The sequence below is a fragment of the Syntrophomonas sp. UBA1041 genome, from assembly GCF_002316705.1.
GTDB lineage: Bacteria > Bacillota > Syntrophomonadia > Syntrophomonadales > Syntrophomonadaceae > DTU019.
In genome coordinates, this window is sequence record NZ_DCEA01000105.1 from 2,016 (window position 1) to 24,024 (window position 22,009).

Annotated in this window: 24 protein-coding genes and 1 pseudogene; 7 read left to right on the forward strand and 18 right to left on the reverse strand. The window is 48.9% G+C overall.

Features of this window, described 5'->3' with window-relative positions; all coding sequences use genetic code 11:
• A pseudogene (locus B2633_RS15060) lies at positions 1–834 on the forward strand (anaerobic carbon-monoxide dehydrogenase catalytic subunit); the annotation flags it as partial.
• Between the two features lie 17 nt (positions 835–851).
• Complete coding sequence (locus B2633_RS15065) at positions 852–1,610, forward strand: ATP-binding protein (RefSeq protein WP_483171532.1); 759 nt, start codon at positions 852–854, stop codon at positions 1,608–1,610.
• An 87-nt stretch (positions 1,611–1,697) separates the two neighbouring features.
• On the opposite strand, the gene B2633_RS15070 is transcribed toward B2633_RS15065, so the two are convergent.
• The 4 genes from B2633_RS15070 to B2633_RS15085 form a co-directional block, all read right to left on the reverse strand.
• Positions 1,698–2,438, reverse strand: a complete 741-nt coding sequence (locus tag B2633_RS15070) for a 2Fe-2S iron-sulfur cluster-binding protein (RefSeq protein ID WP_483171533.1) — start codon at positions 2,436–2,438, stop codon at positions 1,698–1,700.
• 12 nt (positions 2,439–2,450) lie between these two features.
• Positions 2,451–4,265: an NADH-ubiquinone oxidoreductase-F iron-sulfur binding region domain-containing protein gene (locus B2633_RS15075; RefSeq protein WP_483171534.1), complete on the reverse strand. Its 1,815-nt coding sequence runs from the start codon at positions 4,263–4,265 to the stop codon at positions 2,451–2,453.
• Positions 4,246–4,749, reverse strand: a complete 504-nt coding sequence (locus B2633_RS15080) for an NADH-quinone oxidoreductase subunit NuoE family protein (RefSeq protein WP_483171535.1) — start codon at positions 4,747–4,749, stop codon at positions 4,246–4,248. Before B2633_RS15080 ends, B2633_RS15075 begins: the two co-directional genes overlap by 20 nt.
• 237 nt (positions 4,750–4,986) lie before the next feature.
• Positions 4,987–6,291 carry a S8 family peptidase gene (locus tag B2633_RS15085; protein WP_483171536.1) on the reverse strand — a complete coding sequence of 435 codons (1,305 nt, stop codon included), beginning with the start codon at positions 6,289–6,291 and terminating at the stop codon, positions 4,987–4,989.
• A gap of 494 nt (positions 6,292–6,785) precedes the next feature.
• Between B2633_RS15085 and B2633_RS15090 the strand changes: the two genes are divergently transcribed.
• Both B2633_RS15090 and B2633_RS15095 read left to right on the forward strand, forming a co-directional pair.
• Positions 6,786–7,382, forward strand: a complete 597-nt coding sequence (locus B2633_RS15090) for a TetR/AcrR family transcriptional regulator (protein WP_483171537.1) — start codon at positions 6,786–6,788, stop codon at positions 7,380–7,382.
• Positions 7,379–8,881: a phytoene desaturase family protein gene (locus B2633_RS15095; RefSeq protein ID WP_483171538.1), complete on the forward strand. Its 1,503-nt coding sequence runs from the start codon at positions 7,379–7,381 to the stop codon at positions 8,879–8,881. Before B2633_RS15090 ends, B2633_RS15095 begins: the two co-directional genes overlap by 4 nt.
• Before the next feature lie 141 nt (positions 8,882–9,022).
• Here B2633_RS15095 and B2633_RS15100 read toward each other — a convergent pair whose 3' ends face one another.
• The 5 genes from B2633_RS15100 to B2633_RS15120 all read right to left on the reverse strand — a co-directional run bounded on the left by B2633_RS15100 (position 9,023) and on the right by B2633_RS15120 (position 13,065).
• Positions 9,023–9,901 carry a DUF6544 family protein gene (locus tag B2633_RS15100; protein WP_483171539.1) on the reverse strand — a complete coding sequence of 293 codons (879 nt, stop codon included), beginning with the start codon at positions 9,899–9,901 and terminating at the stop codon, positions 9,023–9,025.
• 79 nt (positions 9,902–9,980) lie between these two features.
• A complete protein-coding gene (locus B2633_RS15105; protein ID WP_483171540.1) occupies positions 9,981–10,847 on the reverse strand; it encodes a CPBP family intramembrane glutamic endopeptidase in 867 nt (288 codons plus the stop codon).
• Positions 10,848–10,933: 86 nt separating this feature from the next.
• The gene (locus tag B2633_RS15110; RefSeq protein ID WP_483171541.1) at positions 10,934–11,512 is read right to left on the reverse strand and encodes a TetR/AcrR family transcriptional regulator; all 579 of its coding nucleotides are present in this window, start codon (positions 11,510–11,512) and stop codon (positions 10,934–10,936) included.
• 864 nt (positions 11,513–12,376) lie between these two features.
• Positions 12,377–12,601, reverse strand: coding sequence for an ATP synthase F0 subunit C (atpE, locus tag B2633_RS15115; RefSeq protein WP_481042524.1), 225 nt, complete (start codon positions 12,599–12,601; stop codon positions 12,377–12,379).
• Positions 12,602–12,747: 146 nt separating this feature from the next.
• Positions 12,748–13,065 carry a hypothetical protein gene (locus B2633_RS15120; protein WP_483171542.1) on the reverse strand — a complete coding sequence of 106 codons (318 nt, stop codon included), beginning with the start codon at positions 13,063–13,065 and terminating at the stop codon, positions 12,748–12,750.
• A 455-nt stretch (positions 13,066–13,520) separates the two neighbouring features.
• Here B2633_RS15120 and B2633_RS15125 point away from each other — a divergent pair, with 455 nt between their 5' ends.
• Both B2633_RS15125 and B2633_RS15130 read left to right on the forward strand, forming a co-directional pair.
• The gene (locus tag B2633_RS15125; RefSeq protein ID WP_483171543.1) at positions 13,521–13,949 is read left to right on the forward strand and encodes a universal stress protein; all 429 of its coding nucleotides are present in this window, start codon (positions 13,521–13,523) and stop codon (positions 13,947–13,949) included.
• A gap of 99 nt (positions 13,950–14,048) precedes the next feature.
• Positions 14,049–14,300, forward strand: a complete 252-nt coding sequence (locus tag B2633_RS15130) for a YkuS family protein (protein ID WP_481042530.1) — start codon at positions 14,049–14,051, stop codon at positions 14,298–14,300.
• Between the two features lie 141 nt (positions 14,301–14,441).
• Here the strand turns inward: B2633_RS15130 and B2633_RS15135 are convergent, their stop codons facing one another.
• The 6 genes from B2633_RS15135 to B2633_RS15160 all read right to left on the reverse strand — a co-directional run bounded on the left by B2633_RS15135 (position 14,442) and on the right by B2633_RS15160 (position 18,417).
• Positions 14,442–14,834: an EVE domain-containing protein gene (locus B2633_RS15135; protein ID WP_483171544.1), complete on the reverse strand. Its 393-nt coding sequence runs from the start codon at positions 14,832–14,834 to the stop codon at positions 14,442–14,444.
• A gap of 80 nt (positions 14,835–14,914) precedes the next feature.
• Positions 14,915–15,262: a GerW family sporulation protein gene (locus tag B2633_RS15140; RefSeq protein WP_481042534.1), complete on the reverse strand. Its 348-nt coding sequence runs from the start codon at positions 15,260–15,262 to the stop codon at positions 14,915–14,917.
• The gene (locus B2633_RS15145; RefSeq protein WP_483171545.1) at positions 15,255–15,908 is read right to left on the reverse strand and encodes a hypothetical protein; all 654 of its coding nucleotides are present in this window, start codon (positions 15,906–15,908) and stop codon (positions 15,255–15,257) included. Before B2633_RS15145 ends, B2633_RS15140 begins: the two co-directional genes overlap by 8 nt.
• Complete coding sequence (locus B2633_RS15150) at positions 15,905–16,339, reverse strand: anti-sigma factor family protein (protein ID WP_483171546.1); 435 nt, start codon at positions 16,337–16,339, stop codon at positions 15,905–15,907. The genes B2633_RS15145 and B2633_RS15150 overlap by 4 nt, the downstream gene beginning before the upstream one ends.
• A 3-nt stretch (positions 16,340–16,342) precedes the next feature.
• On the reverse strand, positions 16,343–16,915 hold the full coding sequence (locus tag B2633_RS15155; RefSeq protein ID WP_483171547.1) for an RNA polymerase sigma factor: 573 nt from the start codon (positions 16,913–16,915) through the stop codon (positions 16,343–16,345).
• Between the two features lie 299 nt (positions 16,916–17,214).
• Positions 17,215–18,417 carry a PQQ-dependent sugar dehydrogenase gene (locus B2633_RS15160; protein ID WP_483171548.1) on the reverse strand — a complete coding sequence of 401 codons (1,203 nt, stop codon included), beginning with the start codon at positions 18,415–18,417 and terminating at the stop codon, positions 17,215–17,217.
• Between the two features lie 264 nt (positions 18,418–18,681).
• Here B2633_RS15160 and B2633_RS15165 point away from each other — a divergent pair, with 264 nt between their 5' ends.
• Positions 18,682–18,822 carry a hypothetical protein gene (locus B2633_RS15165; RefSeq protein WP_481042544.1) on the forward strand — a complete coding sequence of 47 codons (141 nt, stop codon included), beginning with the start codon at positions 18,682–18,684 and terminating at the stop codon, positions 18,820–18,822.
• 162 nt (positions 18,823–18,984) lie between these two features.
• Here the strand turns inward: B2633_RS15165 and B2633_RS15170 are convergent, their stop codons facing one another.
• From B2633_RS15170 to B2633_RS15180, 3 genes are all read right to left on the reverse strand, one after another.
• Entirely contained in the window at positions 18,985–19,329 is a 345-nt protein-coding gene (locus B2633_RS15170; RefSeq protein ID WP_483171549.1) for a DnaJ family domain-containing protein, read from the reverse strand.
• Positions 19,330–19,499: 170 nt separating this feature from the next.
• On the reverse strand, positions 19,500–19,952 hold the full coding sequence (locus tag B2633_RS15175) for a hypothetical protein (protein WP_483171588.1): 453 nt from the start codon (positions 19,950–19,952) through the stop codon (positions 19,500–19,502).
• Between the two features lie 150 nt (positions 19,953–20,102).
• A complete protein-coding gene (locus tag B2633_RS15180) occupies positions 20,103–21,965 on the reverse strand; it encodes a heavy metal translocating P-type ATPase (protein WP_483171550.1) in 1,863 nt (620 codons plus the stop codon).
• Positions 21,966–22,009: the final 44 nt, after the last annotated feature.

Here is a 22,009-nt window from a genome sequence, read left to right on the forward strand (position 1 = left end):
TGTTATCATACCAAGATCATTTCCACTTCCCCCAAAGCCGTGTTCCCCGGTGCGGAGCATGTGCCTTTCAACGAGCATAACGCCATGGAGACCGCCAAAAAGATCGTGGCTATGGCGATTGACAATTTTCCTAACCGCAAGCCGGAGCGGGTCAGCATCCCCAACGAGGAAATGCAGTATATGGGCGGTTTCAGTACCGAAGCTATAGTGGAAGCCCTGGGAGGTTCTCTGGACCCTCTGCTGGAGGCGGTAAAAAGCGGGGCTATCCAGGGTATTGTCGGCATTGTCGGCTGCAATAACCCCAAAGTGGTTCATGACCAGGAGCACTTGACCCTGACCCGGGAGCTGATCAGGAACAACATTCTGGTGGTAGAAACCGGCTGCGCCGCTATCGCCTGCGCCAAAGCCGGACTGCTGCTGCCGGAAGCCGCCGCTGAAGCCGGGGAAGGCCTGGAAGCAGTCTGCCGGGCTCTGGGAATCCCGCCGGTATTGCACATGGGATCATGTGTGGACATCAGCCGTATACTGGTAGTAGCTTCAGCTCTGGCCAACGCCCTGAATGTGGACATTAGCGATTTGCCCCTGGCGGCGGCGGCACCGGAGTGGATGTCGGAAAAGGCCGTATCCATAGGCGCTTATGCTGTGGCTTCCGGCATCTTCACCGTTCTGGGATTGGCGCCTCCGATACTGGGCAGCGGGAATCTCACTGCCTTGCTGACTGCCGGAGCTCAGGATGTGGTCGGAGCCACTTTCGCGGTGGAAACGGACCCGCAGGCGGCGGCAAAGCTGATCGTCAGCCATGTGGGCCAAAAACGTCGGGCCCTGGGATTGTAGATTAAAGGGGTGTTGATATGAAAATAGCAGTGTCGGGCAAAGGCGGCGTCGGCAAGACAACCATAGCCGCCGGCCTGGTTTCTTTACTGTTCAGCCGGGGGCACAACGTATTCGCCGTGGATGCCGACCCCGATGTCAGCCTGGGTACTTTGCTGGGCTTTACTCCTGATCAGATTGATCAGCTCAAACCCATCGTGGAGATGCAGGAGCTGATCGCCAAGAAAGTGGGGGGCCGCGGGGGGCTCTTCACTCTGAATCCTGATGTGGACGATATTGTGACCGATTATACCCTGCGTCAGGGCCAATTGCAATTTTTGCGCATGGGAGCGGTGAAAGCCGGTGGATCATCCTGCTATTGCCGGGAGAGCAGCGTGCTCAACGCCCTGATCGCGGTACTTCTACTGCAGGACAATGATTTCGTGGTCCTGGATATGAGCGCCGGAATTGAGCATCTCACCCGGGGCACCGCCCGGGGCGTCGATCTCATGCTGATCATTTCCGACCCCAGTCTGGTCAGTGTGAAGACCGCCCTGGTAGTGGAACGGCTCTCCCGGGAACTGGGCATTCAAAAAACGATGTTTATCGGCAACCGCATTCGCCGCCCCCGGGAAGAAGATTTTCTGAGCGAACAGCTGGGCCGGAAAAATATCCTGGGATTTCTGCCCTTTCGGGAAGAAATTCTGGAGCAGTCCATGGAAGGCGATTATGCGGTAAACCATTACGAAATTCCGGGTCTGGCCACGATCGTCGATAAAATAGCAGCGAACTCCCGGTGAAGCTATAAAGAAATAGTTTATGCGGAATTGATAAAAAACCCCGCCTTAATAGAAAAAGGCGGGGTTTTGGCCGATTCGCGCCGGGAATTACCGGAAAGGTTCCATCTGGCGAGCCACTCTGGTCCTCCGGCAGTCATCGCAGAGCAGGCCGGTGTCCAGGTCGTCCTGTCGCGCTATCAGATAATCCCGCTGCTCCGGGGTGATGAAAGGACGGCCGCAGACTTCGCAGGGCAGAAGTTCAAAATCCCGTTTCCAGATGGTGCGGTTTCCCCCTTCGTCTTGCAGGGGAATGGCCCCGGTGGGGCAGATATGGGCGCAGGCCCCGCATCCCAGGCAGGCTTCGGAAGCCTCGTCATAGGGGGTGGCGATCTTCTTGTCCACCCCGCGCAGCACTGCGGAAATGGCACTGGCGCCCAGGGCGGTACAGGCATTGACACAGAGCCGGCAGAGGATGCAGCGTTCCTGTTCCCGGTCGTCCTCTGTGATAAACTCATCCAGGCAGCCATATTCCCGGGCCAGGTCCTGCATCAGTTCACTGCCGGGAGCCTGCCGGTAAAGCAGCCGGATGATGTCGCCCCGGAGTCTTTCAATCAAAGGAGTACTGGTGCTTACTTCTATTTCCGCAGTGATCGGGTAAGTACAGGAGGCCACCAGGCGTTTATCCCCCTGGGCGGCGACTTCCACCAGGCATAAGCGGCAATGCCCCTGGCCGCCAAAGGCGGCATGATAACAAAGGGTAGGAATGGGAATGTCATGCCGGCGCGCCGCTTCCAGAATCGTCTCCCCGGCGGCGGCTTCTATTTCCTGACCATTGATTTTGACTCGCATCTTTTTTCCTCCTTACCGCACCAGGACCGCATCCTGGTTGCAGCGGCTGACACATTCACCACAGCGGATGCATTTTTCCCGGTCGATCACATGGACTTGCCTGACCTGGCCGCTAATAGCCCGGGTGGGGCAGTATTTCACACACAGGGTACAGCCGTTGCAGAGAACCGCGTCGATATACAGCTCGGTAAGCTCGGGGCAAACTCCGGCCGGGCAGCGTTTCTGGCTGATATGAGCCCTATACTCGTCGCGGAAATAGCGCAGGGTCGAAAGTACGGGATTGGCAGCAGTACTCCCCAATCCGCAGAGGGAGGCCAGGCGCATGGTCTCGCCGATCTCTTCCAGCCGGTCCAGATCGCCAGGGTTCCCCTGGCCGTGACAGATCCGCGTCAGCACTTCCAGCAAACTGCGCAAACCTTCCCGGCAGGGAGTACATTTACCGCAGGATTCGCCGGCTAAAAAATTAGTATAATAGCGGGCTATCTCCACCATGCAGGTACGGTCGTCCATGACGATCATGCCTCCGGACCCCATCATGGAACCTGCTTGCCGCAGGGAATCGAAATCCACCGGCATGTCCAGACCGGATTCCGGTATACAGCCGCCTGAAGGGCCGCCGGTCTGGACCGCTTTAAATTTACGCCGCCGGGGAACTCCGCCCCCGATATCGAAAATAATCCTGCGCAAGGTGGTACCCATAGGCACTTCCACCAGTCCGGTATGAAGCACTTTGCCCACCACGGAAAACACCTTGGTTCCTTTGCTGCTCTCCGTGCCGACGGAGGCAAAGGAGTCGGCGCCCTGGGCGATGATGACCGGGATATTGACCCAGGTCTCAACATTGTTGATCACCGTAGGCTGTCCCCAGAGCCCTTTTTCACTGGGAAAAATGTATTTATCCCGGGGCTCGCCGGCTTCGCCTTCAATGGAACGGAGCAGGGCGGTCTCTTCCCCGCACACGAAAGCGCCCCCGCCCCGGACGATCTCTATGTCAAAATCCAGGCTCCGGCCCAGGATGTCAGTACCCAGGAAGCCGCGGGCGCGGGCGTCTTTAATGGCTTTTTCCAGTCTGCGCACCGAATTCTCATATTCATCCCGCACATAGATAAAACCCCGGGAGGCTCCGATCGCATAAGCGCATATGATCATGCCTTCCAGTATGGAATGGGGATCGCCCTCCATCATGCTCTCATCCATAAAAGCCCCCGGGTCGCCTTCATCCCCGTTGCAAACGATATAACGGGGCGAATCAGCAGTGGCGGCGCAGGACAGCCATTTCCGCCCGGTGGGAAAGCCTCCCCCGCCCCGGCCCCGCAGGCCGGAGCGGATGACCTCTGCAATGACCTGGTCAGGGCTCATATCCTCCAGCGCTTTCCGCAGAGCCTGGTATCCGCCTCTTTCCATATATTCGTCAAGAGAGTCGGGATTGATTTCTCCCACATTGCGCAGGGCAATTTTATGCTGATGGCGGTAAAAATCAATATCCTGCCGACAGCTTATGAACTCCTTGCGCTGCGAATCCCGGAACAGGAGGCGCTTGATCAGCGTTCCCCCCTCCAGGGTTTTCGCAATTATCTCTTCCACGTCCTTGGCCTGAACCCGGCAGTAGGTGATATCCTGAGGAAGAATCCTGACAAAAGGCCCCTGGGCGCAGAGCCCGTGGCAGCCGGTGGCCAGCGCCGAGTCGCTGCTCTCCACCTCCATATCGTTCCGGTGGGCCAATCCGCTGCGCAGAGCGGCCAATACTTCCAGGCCGCCGTTGGCTATGCAGCCGGTACCGCAGCAAACCAGAATCCGGACGGCCGGGTCAATTGCTTTCTGTGCCATCTTCGCCCCTCCTGTTCTGCTCAATGATTTCCTGCAGCCGAGCATTCGATACCTGGGCATAAACCTTTTCGTCCACGATTAAAGCCGGAGCCAGAGCGCAGGCTCCGATGCAATTGACTGTCTCTAAAGAAAACTGCCGGTCGCCGGTAGTTTCTCCCGGCCTGATCCCCAGGGTGCGATAGATTTCATCAATCAGTCCTTGCGAGCCTTTGATATGGCAGGTGGTGCCGTCGCAAAGCTTCAGGTTCACCCTGCCTTTGGGAACCAGACTGAAGGCTTTATAAAAGGTAGCTACGCCGTATACCTGACTGAACGGCACCTGCATATGGTCCGCCAGCATCTCCAGGGCAGGCCGGGGCAGATATTGATAACAACGCCGCAATTCATGCATGATAGGAATGATATATCGCTTTTCCGGGGGATAGCCTTGGATGAGTTTATGAAACTCCTCCGCCGTTTCCTCTTTACGCAACTCCGCCGTCATGGTACGAACCCTCCTTTATGTCCGCCCTTCCCCAACATCATGGGAAGAACGGGAAGCGCGTCAATCCGAAGCAACCAAATCCTATCAATAAACTTCTCCATTCGCGTTCCTTTTCCTCCAACGGCAGCCGGGCTTTTCCGTATCGGTTTGGGGTATGGTTCAATAAGTTCCCCTATTAAACCGTGCCGTTAGTTCCCCTTTTTGTGCGGCAATTGATTCCGGAATCAAATGGCTGTCTTATTGTTTCTTGGGCATATCGACCGCCTTTTCCGCATCGCAATATCCCTTGCCCTGGTCGTAAGGCGGGAGATCCCAGTTCTCGGCGGTTTCCAACAGGCGCTGTTTTACCTGATCCGGGGTAAGGGTAGGATGGGATTGGAGTATTAGAGCCGCAATGCCTGCGCAAATGGGTGTGGCCATGGAAGTGCCTGATAAGCTGAAGTAATCATTATCAACCCGGGCATTTTTGTACTGTTTATCCAGATAGGAATTGGGGGAGCGCAGTGAAACGATATTCACTCCCGGACTCAGAATATCCGGTTTAGCCAGGCCGTCAATAGTTGGTCCCCGGCTGGAGAAATCCGCCACCTGATCATCAGTCCGTACCGTGGTATTTTTGTCGTTCATTGCCCCTACAGTAATAACTTTCGGACTTATCCCCGGGCTCGATATGGTTTTTTCGTCCGGGCCTTCATTGCCTGCGGCCACAACTACGACTATTCCCTGGTCCCAGGCGTTATCGGTTATCTTGACCATCGGATCCTCGCCGGCGGGGGTGGCGGCGCTGCTCCCCAGCGACATGGTGATAATGTTGATATTATATTTGGATTTATTGTCGATACACCATTGTATCCCCGCCATAACCGAGGAAAGTGAGCCTGAACCCATCTTGGTCAGCACCTTGACACCGACCAGATCCGATTCAGGCGCCAGCCCCTTATACTTGCCTTTTGAGGAGGCGCCGTTTCCCGCCGCGTCTCCGGCGCAGTGGGTTCCATGCCCGTTGTCATCATAGGGTGCGGTTTTGTTGCCGGTCACGTCTTTAAAGGCCTTTATTCTTCCTGCCAAATCCTTATGCTCATAAATCCCGGTATCGACAACCGCAATGGTGATGCCTTTGCCGGTTAAGTCCTTCACGGCAGGAGTATTGGCCTTGACCGAGGTTCTAGCCACATCCAGCAAAGCGTGCACCTCTCTGTCCATATGGATCCTCTTTATAGACGGATCGCCTTCCAGCAGGCTTTCCACTGCAGCCGGGGTCAAGGTCGCTGAACAGCTGTTAACACTTGGATAGTGATGTTTGATCTGGGAGCGAAACTGTTTGGTGAGGATTGAATCCGCTTTTTTAACCTGGCTTTTAAATTCTTCTTGATCATCCTGAAACTCAATAATAACTGGGTATTTCTTGGTTTTCTTGAGGAGGGTCTCCACAGTTGATTGCATAAAGCAGGGGACCCAGCGGAAGGGCTGATAAAAATCGACCATGGCATTTCGGAGTTGTTTATCCATTTTTTTGGGATGTCGGCGCACCAGATTAACCATTGAGAGACCGAGCACAATAATTCCCCCATAAGTGTTTATATAACGTATCATATGAGAGCAATCCAATGATTGTACCTCGATGGCTTGCCTTATATTGTTGCAGCGGTTATGGTTGTGTTTGCGGCAGTTTTCGGCCTGTGCCAGTTTTTGAGGCGAAAAGCCCCGGGAAGGAATTGGTTATTTACAGAACCTTAACAGTTTTTCTGGCACTAGGATGCTTAGCGGGAATGATCAGATGCGTGGTTGTTTGTGCAGGGGTCTCTACCGTAAGCCAACGTTTATAATTTTATTGAAAACCTGGGGGAGGATCATACCTGCCGTTGCGTAGTTTGGGATTGAAAAAATAAGATTGTCGTGCTATATTATGAATGAATGAAAAATAATTCATTCATAACAGGAAAATATAGGTGTGTCATAAATGGAAACCCGCTATTTACTATAGATGTGCATACTAGGACAGACAGTTGTCTGGCAGATAGGGAGGCGTTACAAAATTGACTGATAAAAAGACCTTGATTCGCAATTGCGGGAAAGATTTGTTCAGTAGTAAGGGATTTAAAGACACTAATGTTGTAGAAATAACGAAGATGGCTGGTGTGGCCACGGGCACGTTTTATAATTACTATGCTTCAAAAGAGAAGTTGTTTATGGACCTATTTTTAGAAGAAAACGCGAAATTGAAAAAGGATATCATGAAATCCATTGACTTAAACGGAGATCCCGTAAATGTCGTTAAAGAAATGATGTTTCTAAACGATCAAGGCATGAAGGTCAATTCCATTTTGCGAGAATGGTATAACAAAGATGTCTTCGCCAAAATAGAGCAGAATTATCGGGAAGAAAACGGGCTTGATTCGGTTGGTTTTCTATATGACAGTTTTATAGAAATAGTAAAAAGGTGGCAGATTGAAGGGAAAATGAGACATGATATTGATGCCGAAATGATTATGGCCATTTTTGCTGCTCTGATAAATGTTGACACACACAAGGAAGAGGTCGGCCTGCAGTATTTTCCACAGGTTTTAGAACACCTGACGGAGTTTGCCTTGACAGGACTGACGGACTGCAGCGCAAGGGGGACCAATAAGTGAAAAAAATAATCATTATTGGAGCGGGGATAGGCGGGCTTATTACTGGAAACCTGCTCGTAAAAAAAGGCCATAAGGTGACCATCTTTGAATCCCACAGCATGCCGGGAGGTTATACCGCCGGTTTTTACCGGAACGGCTGCTACTTTGAAAGCGGTACTGTCAGTTTAGAATCTATGGAAACCATATTCAGGGCCATGAAGGACATAGGGGTATTAGAAAAGCTTGAATTCGCAAAACTCGGCATGAGGGTGGTTTCAGATCATTTTGACGGAATCCCGGAAAACTATGAAGAATTCAAGAAAATTATTTATGACGCCTTCCCGGCAGATAAAGAAAAACTCGATAAGGCTTTTTCGGATCAGGACAGAATATTATCAGCTCTTGAAGGGGCTACCGATATGATCATGCCTCCGCTTATGAGCCGGATTGAGATGTTAAGATTATTGCCTGCTTATATTCCCAACCTCCCGAAAACTATTAAAGTAACCCGTGAGTTCGGCAAGATGACCTCATCAGAATTTGCCGCCAAACATTTTGAACAGGATTCCACACTGTATAACCTTTTCAGCAAGTTTTCCTATCCGGATACATCCGCGGTTTTTCTAGCGACGGCTATGGCGGGAGTATTCACGGAAATTTGGACGGTGCGAGGCGGTATGCAGTCGTGGGCGGATCTTCTCGCCGAAAAATTCAGGGAACAGGGAGGGGATTTGAAGCTTAAGAGTTATATCGATAGGATAATCACCGCAAATGGAGCTGTGGTTGGAGTTTCATGTAGTGATGTCGTATATGAGGCGGATCACGTTATTTCAGCGGGTGATTACAAAAAAACCTTTTTACAGCTTCTAGACGATAAGAAACTTATTCCCGAAGAGCTGCTGGACAGCATCGAAAGCGCGGCTGTTTCAGAGGGCTTCTACACTGTATATCTGGTGCTCGATATCCCTGGCCAAGAATTGGCAGAACACATGAAAAACCCGCATGTATTCAGTATCGACTTTAAGCCTGGCTATGATATTTATGATACTGAGGACGGGGATTACTTCAGCAAAACAGCTTTCTATCTCTACTCGCCGTCAATGGTGAATCCCCAACTCGCACAGGGGGAAAGATCCACATTAATGATTCAGGTCAGGACGCCTCACCGTTGGATGGACAATTGGGGCAGCGGAAACAAGGAAATTTACAAGCAGTTAAAAGCAAAGGCCATGCATACCATGATAGACCGGGCGGCCGTACTCATTCCCGGCTTGAAGGACCATATCGAATATATGGATGCCGCCACCCCTCTGACTTATGAAAGGTTCACGCACAACACCGATGGAGCAAGCTCCGCCTGGAGCTGGAATCCAAAGAAATCGTTCTTTAAAAGCGTACTGGGCACTAATGTAGAAACACCTGTCAAAAACCTTTACATCGGATCCCATTGGGCGATGCAGATTGGGGGAGTGCCTGGAGCCATCGCGGCGGCTTACCAGTGTGTCAAAAAGATTAAGTAAATTTGTTCCATGCTTGATTGATAGCGATAATGCGGACCGGGCATACGGTCCATATTTATCCGTATTTATGTTATTACGGTTAAGTGTCTCAGAGAACAGCCTGACCGGGGCAGTTTCTTTTCAACGAAACCGAACCGCTGCTTAAAATACATATTTACTCGAGGTTCCCAACTCCACCACAAGGTCTTTGGCGTCAAAATAGACCAGGTCGCCGTCGTCATAGTGCCAGATGGCCTGGGAAACCGTGGGCTTCTTGATGCCGTTTGTTTCCAAATACTCACTGCAAACCGCCGACCACTTAACCTTTTCCCTGCTGCCATCGGTGGAGATAGCCTCTCTGTCATCGGTTGTAAAAGAATGCATTTCGCCGTTTTCTTTGAATGTAAAGATGCCGCTGGCAGTGATCCCATTAAACGATATAGTGGCTTTAGCATGTAAATCATCTATCTCTTCCCAGGCAACATAATCCTGCAATGCCGCGTCAGGCATAATAAGACACTCCGAAAGGAAAGTGACCAGACCGGCTTTATCCATAGCGTCTCCGCTTTGATCGAACAAGGTGAAGAGCTTGGCCAGTACTCCTCTCATTGAGCCATTACCGGCGATATAAGAATCCAGGCCTTCAAAGGGAATCCCATACATTGAGCTGTCAATATAAGCGATTCTACTCGGTTCACCAACAAAGTTGTACTGTGTGTAGTCCATAATGACTGTCGGTTTATCTCTGCCAAATGAAAAAGCAACATCTTGATAGGTTGCTTTCATATAAGACATTTTGGGAGTGCCGATATAGCCGCAATATCTGAAATATTTCTGAACTGACCCCGGCAGAGCCGCGATTTCTGCTTCGGTAAACACACCGTTTTCAGAAGTTATTTCGGTTGATAAACGGCCGGTTATTTGGGCAAATTCCGCCCTGGTCTTCGAATATGGGATGTTAAAAAACACCGTGATCATTCCTATGATACTCAGCAGCACTCCGGCAATCACCATCATTTTCCTTTTACTCCTCTTTCTCATAACGATTCTCCATTTCAATGGCCGAGGCTATCATGTCATAGTAATTCGGCAGATACACAGATATTACCATAAATAAATCTTAAACCTTCGCATCAATAATATAACCAGCCATATCAATCTTCTGGTCTGCCTGCCTTCTATAAGCTCTTATTCCCAGTCCCACCGCGAGGTATAACAACGAAGCGAAGACTCCGTTGATTGGCGAAACCAGGATCTCTTTTCCGGCCGCGATGCTTATATAATCTGATATGACCAGCAGGTTTATTAGCGAATCCTCTACCGCATGCAAAATAACGCATGGCCAAACTGACTTTGTCACCCTAAAAAGCTCGGTAAACATCACCGTCCAAGATAAGAATGTGGTGAAAGCGACCAGTACATATACTGCCCGGCTGACAGGCATTACCGATTGTATATCTGCTTCAGGCAAAAAGACCAGGTAATATGGAACATGCCATGCGGTCCATACACAGCCAACGATGAGATATAGCTTCCAATCATCAAGATCTAATTTGATAAGTTGTGAAGTGAGATAACCACGCCAGGCTGTCTCCTCAAAGATATCTATAATAAAATTGATTAACAAAGTACTGCAAAACGCCCAAAAAACCAGCTTCAAATCAAGTCCGGACAGGTCCATCCAATCCGTGGCAGCCCCGATCATCAGAACGATTGTTGTTACAACAGGAAATATTAACACAGAAGCCAGGTACCATTTAATATTTCCTTTTAAATTGGGCTTGAAGCCCAAATCTCCCCAACGGGTCTTTGAAAACATAATAATCAGAAATGCCGTCAATAGAGGCAGAACCAACCATATCCCCATGCCCAGAGAATCACCTTGAGGTTGTCCGGGCAGGTAAGAGTCCGCCGCGACCCCTATCCACCCGCTGACAATAACAATAAAAACGAATAATCCGATATTGCGAATGGCTTGTTGATTCATTAAAAAACCTCCTCTCAATCCGTAATTTATTAAGACGCCAATGGCTTTAGACACACGCCCTTCTTTCTGTATGATTGTTGATTTTCTTATGGGGATTTGTGTTTCCGCAGTCGCTCTGAAAGTATTACATCATCAGCCGCACTGGATAATATGTCCATCAAATCTTTCAATTTATAATCTTTTGGCAGCATGCGGTTGGCAGCCATAACTGAAAGCCCCAACTGAAATATCCTCAGTTTCAACAATATGGTTTTTAACTCATCTATTGTAAAACCATCCAGTTCAGGATCTTTTTTCATCTCTTCAATTAGAGCGGGCGTCATTTTTTCATCATAGCCTCTTATGTAGCTGTTATTTTTCATGACTAAATCTCTGAAAAGAACGCTATACTCCATGGCAAACCTGAGACTTGCCTTCCCCATATCGTAAAATGGATCCCCGGAGCTTTCTTCAATTAAGAGCCGCTGGCTTATGCCTATAATCCTTTCTAATAAAGCTTCCGTCAGTTCATGGGTGTCCTTGAAATTCACATAGATGGGGGCTACTGAGCTCCCCATTTTCTCGGCGATTTTTCTCATGGTTATATTGTCAATTCCCTCTGCTTTGGCTATTTCAAAGGCTGCGTCAATTATTTGCTCCTTTGTAAATTTAATCTTGGGTCCCATAACAACACCTTCCTTATCCTGTAGGCGATATTATATAACATATGTTATATAATATATGTTACACAAACTGAAATGATACTGCAAGCGTTAAAAATAATTAGTGGATTCACCTTTACGGGCTTATGCCGCTGGAAATGTAGCTAGAACAGTAATTAGGGCGGGGGGAGTATTGGCATACAAAAAATTGAACATATGCCAGGTGATATCTGCCCTGGATGAGGGGTTGGCGGCGTAATTATTATCATCGCGCTGGCCAAGAAGATCAGTAAACGATGCAGGCAATCGATGTGAATCATTCTGAAGCCGTTTTATGAGGGATGAGCGCTTAACAGAAGCGATAGGGAATTATGCCGGGGAGACGGTATGCTTTTTGCGAAGAACAATGCACAAAATAATAATCTTCAGAATAGTATAGGAAATAGGAAAGCAAATTCGCTTGTTAAATTTGTAACAACCGTAGACGGAGTGCCTTAGTTATAATTTTGCCTTGCAGTTCATTATTCGTGCACCACAGCCGGTTTAGGAATCAGAGCATCATTACTTGTCATGAAAATTATGGGCACACAAAATGATGTCCTGCAGCATATTATATAAATTAGGGAAGCGACCCCGCTTGTTAAACTTGTCACAGCCAGAGAAAACGAGGTACAGCTTATTGAAAATTTAACATTGATGTCATTATTCTTGCCCCAGGAGTATATGGCTTAAGTTCTTCCAGAGGTAAGACCGGGGGCCCTTAACCACCGCCTTTACCTCTCGGTGGAATCCTGTCAGGCGCGCGGGTTGCTCTCCAGTTGCCCTACCCGCCTGATAGGGAAAAGATACTATTACATTCAATGGAGTAAATTAATTGATTAATAAGCTTTAACCCATTTTTTCTACTAACATGAGCGCGATCAATAGACCATAGATAGTCAATGTTTCAATAAAAGCTAAGGAGATGAACAGAAGTCGTTTTATCTCATCGCGTACTTTAGGCAGCCTGGCGATTGATTCGAAAGATTTGCCCCCCAGCAAACCCATACCAATGCCGCCGCCGATGCCAGCGATGGATACTGCCAGACCGGCTCCCAAGGCAATAAGTTCCATAGTTTCCCCTCCTTCCATGCCACGATGCACTTATTTATTAGCGACATCCAGGGGATTCGACTTAGTTAATGGCTTATGATAAAGAGCAATATATACGAATGTGGCAACAAAATTGCCTGAAAATCTGATACCGACCGCTACAGGGTTCAAAATAACGGCTTATGCCCATCGCTGTTGACAAAGGAATATGCTGTAAATGAATTCGGATTAGACACTAATTGGGATAAAGTTAAAGGCTTTGGCGTGGGAACACTTTGTTTCCTGTCATAGAGACTATATGCCACTTTCCAATTTTGCCGTTCATCGGCTCTTTTTTTCTGATAAAAACTTCTTCTTGTTTCTAGCTGTTGCAGTGCTACTCTTTCTGCAATGATGGTTCCGATATACAACGCCACATATATGCCGCCTTTAATAAGGTAATAAATGAAAACATAGAATAAAAACAATTGTTGCAGTTCAGTCATTTTCACACCTCCCCTCCATCACATCTTTAAAACCCCCCATTTTCCAATGAATCCGAAATATATTCAAATCACTCCAGGCCAAATAAAACCGCAACCGTAAGTCTAAACGACATGCTGAGCCTCAGCAGCCCTCCCTTCATTTCTTAGCCAAAGCGACATTCCCGTATCATATTATATTTACAACACAATGTGAGGGTTACACAGATATGCAAAAGAATAGTATAACAAGCTGCGGTCTATTAATAAGACTCTGATTTTTTGTTATGATGCAATTAGGGCATATAGAGAACCTGATTAGAAGTAAAGTAAAGGATGAATTGGGAAATGCTTCTTTACAAAGCTGCGGGTTAGCCGAGCCGGAATCGGCAAGGCAACGCAACGGGAAACGTCTATTCAGTTCGCTTCATAATTAATTACTCTAATTGAGGTAAAGCTTGAAGAGGGGATGGTCAGCTATGTTCAAAAAAGTCTTAGTGGCAGTGGATGGGTCGGATAGTTCTCAGGGAGCCATCAAACTGGTCAAAAATTTGGCCCAGAGCGGAATGGTGGAAGCGATTACTCTGATAAGCGTGGCCCCTTCGCCGTCCCTGCCTCTGCAGGCCATGGATTTTATGGTTTCAGAATCAAACAGGTTTGAGCCTTTATCACAAATGGTGGTGGATAACACCCGAGCCAGCCTCGAAAGCGCTGGTCTTAAGGTTGATACGGTTGTTGTCAGCGGCGATCCGGGTGTGAAGATATGTAAATATGCCGAGGAACACCAGTTTGATCTGATCCTGATGGGCAGCCGCGGACTCTCCACAGTCAAGGGCATGGTACTGGGGAGTGTCAGCCATAAGGTGTTACAGACGGCGCACTGTCCCGTGCTCATTTATCGCGCCTAGTCGTATTCTGCCAGGTAGTATCAGACTTATGGGGGCGGTTCGCATAAAGGCAGACTTGCAACCACATAATATGGATACTACTTACTTGGAGGTGACAGGGTGAATAAAGTCGTAGCTGTGGATGATGGACTTGCACCGGTAAAGAACTTCTTGACAGAACAAGGGTGCCGAATCATCAATATTGACGCGGCCAGGAATCAGAAGGTGGATGCAGTCATTCTGTCGGGAATGGACCGGAATTTTCTGGGCATGTCGGATATCATGATCGATGCTCCGGTAGTCAGCGCGGAGGGGATGAGCCCTGAAGAGATTTGGATGGCGATTAAACAGGTTTCCAGAGATTTGCAATAAATCCGGTTATAAGATAGACATGTATAATCAGGCAGCGATTGCTCCTGATGTACAAATGCTTGTTGCCTGAATAGTATCATGTATAAATCAATTTCCCCAGGTCAAAGTCCTGGGGAAATTGTTGTGTAGCGGATGTGTCGGCTATTCCCAGTTTACAATTTGGCCCCATTGCTCCGGGGTGACAGGGACCACAGATAGGCGTGGAAGCCTGATCAGATCCCAATTATCGAATCTCCTGCTGGCTTTGACTTCGGCCAGCATCACTTTTCGGGCCAATTCCTTTACTGGGGCCACTTTAAATACTAATCCCTTGGTATTTGCATCCATGTAAGAGGAACTGACGATCTCCGCTGTTCCCACGATGGCCCTTTCTCTGCCGGTGTGGTATATGAAGGCCAGATCCCCGGGCAGCATCTTTTTGATGTTGGCCAGGGCCTGCGGAGCCTTGACGCCATCCCACACCGCCTCCTTTTCCCTGATTAAATCCGACCAGGAATATTCATCAGGCTCGGTTTTCAATAACCAGTAAGCCATTTATTCACCTCTGCATCCTGACGCAAGTGGGGAAAGTTCCTGACTTCGCATTTTGCCCCACTTGCGCCGCTTACAACAGTTTAGCCCTGCTGGCCGGGTTTACCCATTTTGCTCATGAATTCAGGTATCAGTTCAACCAGTTTTGAAACGCTGCCTTTTTGTCCCAGGGAATAGACTTGGGCGCCGTCCTGATCGATAATCAGCAAAGCGGTCGGTGTAATACTGAGCCCTGCCCCGCCGCCTTCGCCTTTGCCGGCCCCGTGCTGCGGTTCATTGCCCTCTCCGCCGCCGGCGCCGAAGCCTGCGCGGACGGAAATCAGAGGAATGATGGTTTTGCCGTTACTCTCGATCGGGTCGCCAACCACCGTCTTGGCCTGCACCATGTTTTCCAGATGAGATACCAGGGCTTCAAGACTTTCTTTAAGCATATTGAACAGCCTCCTTTTGTTTTTTTCGCATTTTTATCATCGGCCACCATATGGCTCTAACCGGCCTCGCCAGTAAGAATAATAAGACGATAATGATGATCTGCAAGGGGATAAAGTATCCGCTGGCTTTTCCCTGAATATCCAGCGCCTCCCCGGTAAAATCCGGGTAAAAGTTAAGCGTGCTGCTGCTCCAAAGCACCGCTGACATAATTGCCATTGCAAATCCGGTCAATGATGGGTCATCAAAGCCGTAACGCCCGGATACATTGAGATCTAAATGCATAGCCCGCTGCAGTTTGAGCAATGCGGCCTTTACTGCGGCTAAAAGCTCCCGATTGATGAAGGTTGACAGGCGGGTAGTTGATTTGGAGCGCTGCTTTTGGCTTTTGGGCTTTTTTTTGGCCTTATCCGTACCCTTGTCTGTGGAAACAGGCTTCCTCAGACCGAATAAACCCAGAATAAGGCTGGTTTTCCCCTGACCGCGCATCACCTCCAGGCTGAGCAGTCCCCCGGCCCATCCGATTCTCCCCTTCAATTTCAGCTCTTGAGCGTACCCTCCCCTGAAATCAATGTTGATGGGGGCCAGCAACACCACCAGCAGCAAAACTAGCAGGGCATCCAGCAAGTACCACAGCGCCGCAATCACCGCAGCCCTCCTTTCTTATCGCCCCGGGGGGAAATAAGCCGCCGGGCAAAAGTGATCGTACCCGATATTAACCGGGGGATTTGATGAAGGGTTGACTGACTTAACTCGGATAACAAGCCTATGCCGGGGAGATAACTAGCCCCCAGCAGGGCAGGCTCCCAGGCTAGTTTCTGGGTATCCCAGTAATTATAGCCTCTGGCTTGCTTTGTGCTACTGATGGACTGGTGGATGATTTGCTGGCGAATATACGGCAGTTCCAGGGGAAGATCTACTGCACCGGGCTGGCCTAATTGCAGCCAGAGCAGCTGTAAACGGGCCATTTCCTGGCGGCAGGAACGGCATCGACTCAGATGCTCCTCCATTCGCTTCCTGGCCGGGGCGTCCATTTCCCCGTCCAGATAGATCTGTAGACTTTCCTGACTACATTCCATCATTTATTCCCCCCAAGCATAATAACCTGACATTTCCTTACGCAAAGCGGCCCGGGCACGGAATAGATAGGTTTTGACCGTACCCAGCGGCATGTTGGTTTCATCGGCTATTTCCTGATAGCTCAGATCCTCCTGATGACGAAGAATAATCAACAACCTGTAAATATGAGAAAGCCGGTTGAGGGCTTCTTTCATAATCCGGCCGGTTTCCTTCCATTCGAACTCTTGTGCCGGGTCGCGGCTCGAAGCCAGGATATCGCCCAGGGTAGTGCCGTCCGCTGAAGGCTGGTCGATGTACAGGGCTGGAGGCGTGCGTTTTTCCAGGAAACTGATGCAGGTATTAACCGTAATTCGGCGCAGCCAGGGCTTGAAAGCGCGGTTCAATTGATAAGTATCCAGGCCTTTAAATACCCTGATGAAAGTTTCCTGGGCCAGATCCAGGGCGTCTTCACGATTGCCGGCAAAATTGTAACAAAGGCGGTATACATAGCCCTCATAGCGGTGCATCAATTCCTGGTATGCCTCTTCATGCATGTCCCTGCATCTGAGTACCAATTGACGGTCATCCTCGGCCAACCAGGCTCCCCCCCTCGCTATTACTACCCATTACAGCCTTGGATATAGAAAAGTTTCAGCATATAGACATTTTTTTAAACAGACTGGCGATGACAAGTTGTTGAACCAAAGGATTATTATTCCAATGAGTTCAGTAAAAACGCGTGGTGATGACAAATCCAGACTGCATAGCAGTCTCATTCAGTCAGCAGGTTGAAAATGCAGCATTGCTTCGAAGGTCTGGTCGAAATATCCTGCACCGGAATGTTCCGGGTGCAGCCCAGGAAGGGAGTTTACAGCATCGATAACTGCCGGAAGGTTTACTCAACTAGTTTATATATCTTGCCATTATAATCAAGTACATACAGTTCATTATTCTGGTCAAGTCCAAATGATGAAATATTATAATCAGTATCCAGTAAGGTTCGACTTTCCGCCTTCATATTCTCATCAAGCCTTACCGCCCAGATCATGCCGGTGGCGAAATCGCCAAATACGTACCATCCATTCAAGCTGGGAGCTGATTTGCCGTAATAGACGTAGCCGCCGGTAATGGCATTACCCTGGGGATGCTGATATTCCCACACCGGCATGGTAAATCCGGCCGTATTATAGGAAGCTGTGGATGGATAGAAAAGACTGCCCTCCATTTTATTCCATCCGTAATTGGCGCCTTTATTGATGATATCAATTTCTTCTACCTTGTTCTGACCAACGTCCGCAGCCCAGAGCCGGCCCTGCACCTGATCGAAACTGAACTTCCACGGATTTCTCAGCCCATAGGCATAGATCTCTTCCTTAAAACCCTGTTGATTCCCGAAGAACGGGTTGTCCGGCGGTATGGCATAGGCCATCCCGTTAGCAGAGCTGTTGACGTCGATGCGCAAAATTTTGCCCAATAAGTTGCCCAGGTTTTGAGCATTATTTTGGGGATCTCCTGCCGAACCGCCATCCCCGCTGCCGATATAGAGATAGCCGTCGGGGCCAAAGGCCAATTGACCTCCATTGTGGTTGGCGTACGGTTGAGAAAAAGTGAGGATAATTTTCTCGCTGGATAACAAAGCCTGGTTGGAATCGGCAGGGCTTACCTGGTAGCGCGCTATGACGGTGTTATTCTGATTGGTATAGTTTACATAGAAAAGGCCGTTGTTTTTATAGTCAGGGTGCAAAGCTAACCCTAACAAGCCTTTTTCCGAGGATCTGCTGTCTACCCGGCTGGTCAGGTCCAGAAATATTTGCGCAGTTTGAACTTGAGGATCATTATGGAATACCAGTATTTTGCCGCTCTTTTCAACTACAAATACCCTGCCGCTGTCATCATTGGCGGGGCGATAATCGAGAGGCTGATTGAAAGCAAGGTTGGGGTAGGCTTCAACCAGCTTAACACTTCCGGAGCTGAGTGAAGGGTTATCGGTTGTTTCTGGCATATTTGTGTTCCGATTGCCGGGCTGAGGGTCAGCCAGGCTGCAGCCGGCTGCATAAAGCAGCCATACCAACAGGGCCAATAGTGGTAGTTTTCGCATATAATCACCTCCTTAACAGGATTATAACAAAAATACCCCCGGGTAGGATTTTGTCATTACTGTCGAATACGTAACGATGCTTATTCGGTCTGATAACAATACTCCCGGGCTTGAGCGGCTGCGCCTGGGCAAGTACGCAGATACCTTTCTAAAAAGACTTTAAGCGAAAATCGAGCGAGGTTTAGAACTTGAATTTGTATATAAACGTCTGATATTTAAAATACTAAACAATAATTAATCATGCTATTGCAAAGGAGGGACAGTATGACACCCAAAGATAAACAGAGCAAAATCGATTCGGTTTTGAAGAAACACCAAGATAACGCCTGCCCTGAAAAAGAAGGCGATAACTGCAAAAAGCCCGGTGTCTATAGTGATTCCAAGCCCATAGGCGGCGGCGGCTGATTCACAGTCAGCGCTCATTGACCCCCAATTATGTCAATGGTGAATTCAGCCCGGGAGCTTCCTAATGTATTAATCTGGCCATAATACTAGCTAGCCTCACACTCCCAATAAGGGAGGTGAGGCTTATGCTGCAGCATATTATGATCCTAACCTCTGAAGGGGTCAGCGATAATAGAAACTGAGGCGGGCTTCTTTTTGAATATCATATTTAATACGTAATTCCTCGAGTTTTCTGAGTAGTTCTTTTTTTTCGCTGTCTGCCTGACATTCTGCCAGCTTGTTTTGAACACTCTCTATTTCCTTGAGAATCAGTATTTCTACGGGAAGCGTTCCAGAAGCGGCCAGTGAAACGGCCATTAAGCGGTTCAGCATTCTGTCCTCTTTGGTTTCAAGGGGATTGAGGTTGCGCAACTCTATAGGCTTGCCTTCCCCGGGTAAATTCTGGAGTTCGCCGCGTTCGACTGCTTCTCTGATGATCATCTCTATAGCGATTGATAAATCCGCCATATGAGCACCGCCTTTATCTATAGTAAAAAGGGAAATTTAGCATCCCTGGAGTTGAATTGCGCCCGGCGGGATGATATAGACTTTTGGCCCGATTCCACCCAGAGGGCCTATTTCCCTTAAGAATACTATAATGTATGCCAATGCTGGACCCAATACCTCAAAAGCAGCAATTATTCCCGGTTGTCTGGGCTGCTCAGCCTGCGCTGGAAGAAGACAAAAACCGGCAAAGGGATGATCACCCAGCCCAAACTCTTTATAAGGCTGTTTTTGGCTCTGTCTGCCTGCCGCTGCTTCTCCGCGTCTACTATGGTCTGGTATCTGGCCTGCCATTCCTCTTCGCTAATATTCGGGGAATCGGGGTTTATGGCCGTTTCTTTGCTGCCATACTGCCTGAACTCGGCGTAAGTCTGGTGGTATGGCGCCGGAGCCACCAGATCGGCCGCGGCCATAAAGGCTGACACACTGCCCCCGATGACCATCATCAAGGTCGCGAACAGGACCAGATAAACGTATACTTTTCTAATCATTACCTCTCCTCCTTGCTGGGGCTCGCTTTTTATTGCGGCTGCTGCTGCTATGAATACCAGGGCCAATAAGACCACCGCAACCATTACTACAATAATAGAAACCAATTATTTCACCTGCCCTTCGATTCTGAAGTTAGTTATCTTATTATATCATTAGACTGCACCGCCATTATTTCTTTGCGGCTGTCTGCCCTGCAGGGCAATGATATAACGGAGCGGCCAACCCCATATACTACCCGCCTATTATTACTTAGAAAAGGTTTTTCTGATCAGCCTGGCTGAATTAATAACCACAAAAACAGACCCTATGTTATGAACTACAGCTCCACTGATAGGATGTAAATAACCCAGGCCCGAACCAATAATGGCTAAAAAGTTGAATACCATGGCAAAGGCGATATTGAAGTTAACAGTGTTTAGAGTAGTCTTGCCCAACCTTAGCGAAAAAGGGATTTTGTCCAGCTCATCATTCATCAAGGCAATATCCGCCGCATCAAGGGCCACGTCGGTACCCATAGCGCCCATCGCTATACCTATATCGGCGGCCGCCAGGGAAGGCGCATCATTGATCCCATCGCCGACCATAGCTACTTTGTAGTTCTGCTGCTGTAACCCCCGGATATATTCAAGCTTTTGTCCGGGCAACAGGGTGGTATAGAATTCTTCAATACCTGCCTGTTTTGAGATCCCGGACGCAGCCGCGAAACCATCCCCGGTTAACAAAGCTATCTTTTTGATGCCGATTTTGCCCAGGTTCTCAATCACAACCCCGACATCGGCACGAATTTGATCGGAAACGGCCAGGTAACCTAGCGCTTTTTCGGACTGCCTGACGATTAAAACCGTTCCTGAATGATCCTCGTTTTTTACCTTATCATAATCCGGATCGCCCTCTTGCACTGCACCCACAAAGACCGGTTTTCCATCGACCAGGGCTTCGATGCCGCTGCCGACAATCTGCCGGAAGCTTTCAGGTTCTCTAAGCATGCATTCGGCTTCTTGAGCCGCTTTAAGGATGGCTCTTGCCACAGGGTGCTCGGAGTATTTTTCCGCCGATGCGGCCAGTGCCAGGAGGCTGTTCTCGGAATGGGGAGCAAAAGGCACGATCTTTGCGACTACAGGCTCACCGGTAGTCAAGGTGCCGGTCTTGTCAAATAATACGGCATCAATTCTACCCAGCTCTTCCAAAAAGGCGCCTCCCTTGATGAGAACTCCGTGTTTTGCGGCATTGCCCAGAGATGCCGTAACGGCCGTAGGTGCTGCCAGAATGAAGGCGCAGGGACATCCTACGATTAACAGAGTCACCGCGCGGTTGATATCTCTGGTAAATAGAAATACTAATATGCTTAGTGCGATGATAACGGGGGTAAAATATTTGGCATAGCGGTCGGCTGCTCTTAGGATAGGGGCTTTTACGCTTTCAGCATCCTGGACCAACTGAATAAGCCTGCCCAAAGTGGATTCTTCTCCGGCTCGTTCGACCTGCACCACCAACATGCCGCTGTATATAACCGTGCCGGCATATACCTGATCTCCAGGTTTCTTATCAACGGGCATTGATTCGCCAGTAAGCGAAGATTGATTTACAGCCGCTTCACCCCGAATGATTAAACCGTCTACGGGAATCCGTTCTCCCGGTCTGATCAGAGCCAGGTCGCCCTGTTTGACATCTTTGATAGGCACGGGTATTTCCTCTTCATCGATTAAAAGGGTAGCCTGATCCGGATTTAATTTAATTAAAGAGTGAATAGCTGACCGGGCGCGTTCCGAGGTAAATTTCTCCAACAGAGATCCTAATACCATGATAAAGGCAACGACAGCTGCAGCCTGGTATTCGCCGATAAAAACGGAAGCTACTATGGCCAGGCTGACCAGCTCATCTACATTGGTCTGTAGTTCGCGCAAGCCCTTTGCAGCGTTCCATACGATGGGGCCGCCTAATATGAGTACTGCAATCAAGGCGAGAAATGACGCCGATGCTGATTGAGGATGGTATTGCTTCAACAGATAGCTGGAGACGATAAAAATGAATCCCCAAGCTACCATATAGAATTCGTGTATATTCAGCAGCTTATCTAAATATTCTTTCCGTGAAAATCTTCCAATCATGTGTCTTCACTCCTGCAGTGACAATAATGTTGCCTTGCGGGTTT

Coding starts and splice junctions, on each gene's coding strand:
- B2633_RS15065 (WP_483171532.1), top strand. CDS start 852: ATGAAAATAGCAGTGTCGGGCAAAGGCGGCGTCGGCAAGACAACCATA.
- B2633_RS15070 (WP_483171533.1), bottom strand. CDS start 2,438: ATGCGAGTCAAAATCAATGGTCAGGAAATAGAAGCCGCCGCCGGGGAG.
- B2633_RS15075 (WP_483171534.1), bottom strand. CDS start 4,265: ATGGCACAGAAAGCAATTGACCCGGCCGTCCGGATTCTGGTTTGCTGC.
- B2633_RS15080 (WP_483171535.1), bottom strand. CDS start 4,749: ATGACGGCGGAGTTGCGTAAAGAGGAAACGGCGGAGGAGTTTCATAAA.
- B2633_RS15085 (WP_483171536.1), bottom strand. CDS start 6,291: ATGGTTAATCTGGTGCGCCGACATCCCAAAAAAATGGATAAACAACTC.
- B2633_RS15100 (WP_483171539.1), bottom strand. CDS start 9,901: ATGAGAAAGAGGAGTAAAAGGAAAATGATGGTGATTGCCGGAGTGCTG.
- B2633_RS15105 (WP_483171540.1), bottom strand. CDS start 10,847: ATGAATCAACAAGCCATTCGCAATATCGGATTATTCGTTTTTATTGTT.
- B2633_RS15110 (WP_483171541.1), bottom strand. CDS start 11,512: ATGGGACCCAAGATTAAATTTACAAAGGAGCAAATAATTGACGCAGCC.
- atpE (WP_481042524.1), bottom strand. CDS start 12,601: ATGGAACTTATTGCCTTGGGAGCCGGTCTGGCAGTATCCATCGCTGGC.
- B2633_RS15120 (WP_483171542.1), bottom strand. CDS start 13,065: ATGACTGAACTGCAACAATTGTTTTTATTCTATGTTTTCATTTATTAC.
- B2633_RS15125 (WP_483171543.1), top strand. CDS start 13,521: ATGTTCAAAAAAGTCTTAGTGGCAGTGGATGGGTCGGATAGTTCTCAG.
- B2633_RS15135 (WP_483171544.1), bottom strand. CDS start 14,834: ATGGCTTACTGGTTATTGAAAACCGAGCCTGATGAATATTCCTGGTCG.
- B2633_RS15140 (WP_481042534.1), bottom strand. CDS start 15,262: ATGCTTAAAGAAAGTCTTGAAGCCCTGGTATCTCATCTGGAAAACATG.
- B2633_RS15150 (WP_483171546.1), bottom strand. CDS start 16,339: ATGGAATGTAGTCAGGAAAGTCTACAGATCTATCTGGACGGGGAAATG.
- B2633_RS15160 (WP_483171548.1), bottom strand. CDS start 18,417: ATGCGAAAACTACCACTATTGGCCCTGTTGGTATGGCTGCTTTATGCA.
- B2633_RS15165 (WP_481042544.1), top strand. CDS start 18,682: ATGACACCCAAAGATAAACAGAGCAAAATCGATTCGGTTTTGAAGAAA.
- B2633_RS15170 (WP_483171549.1), bottom strand. CDS start 19,329: ATGGCGGATTTATCAATCGCTATAGAGATGATCATCAGAGAAGCAGTC.
- B2633_RS15180 (WP_483171550.1), bottom strand. CDS start 21,965: ATGATTGGAAGATTTTCACGGAAAGAATATTTAGATAAGCTGCTGAAT.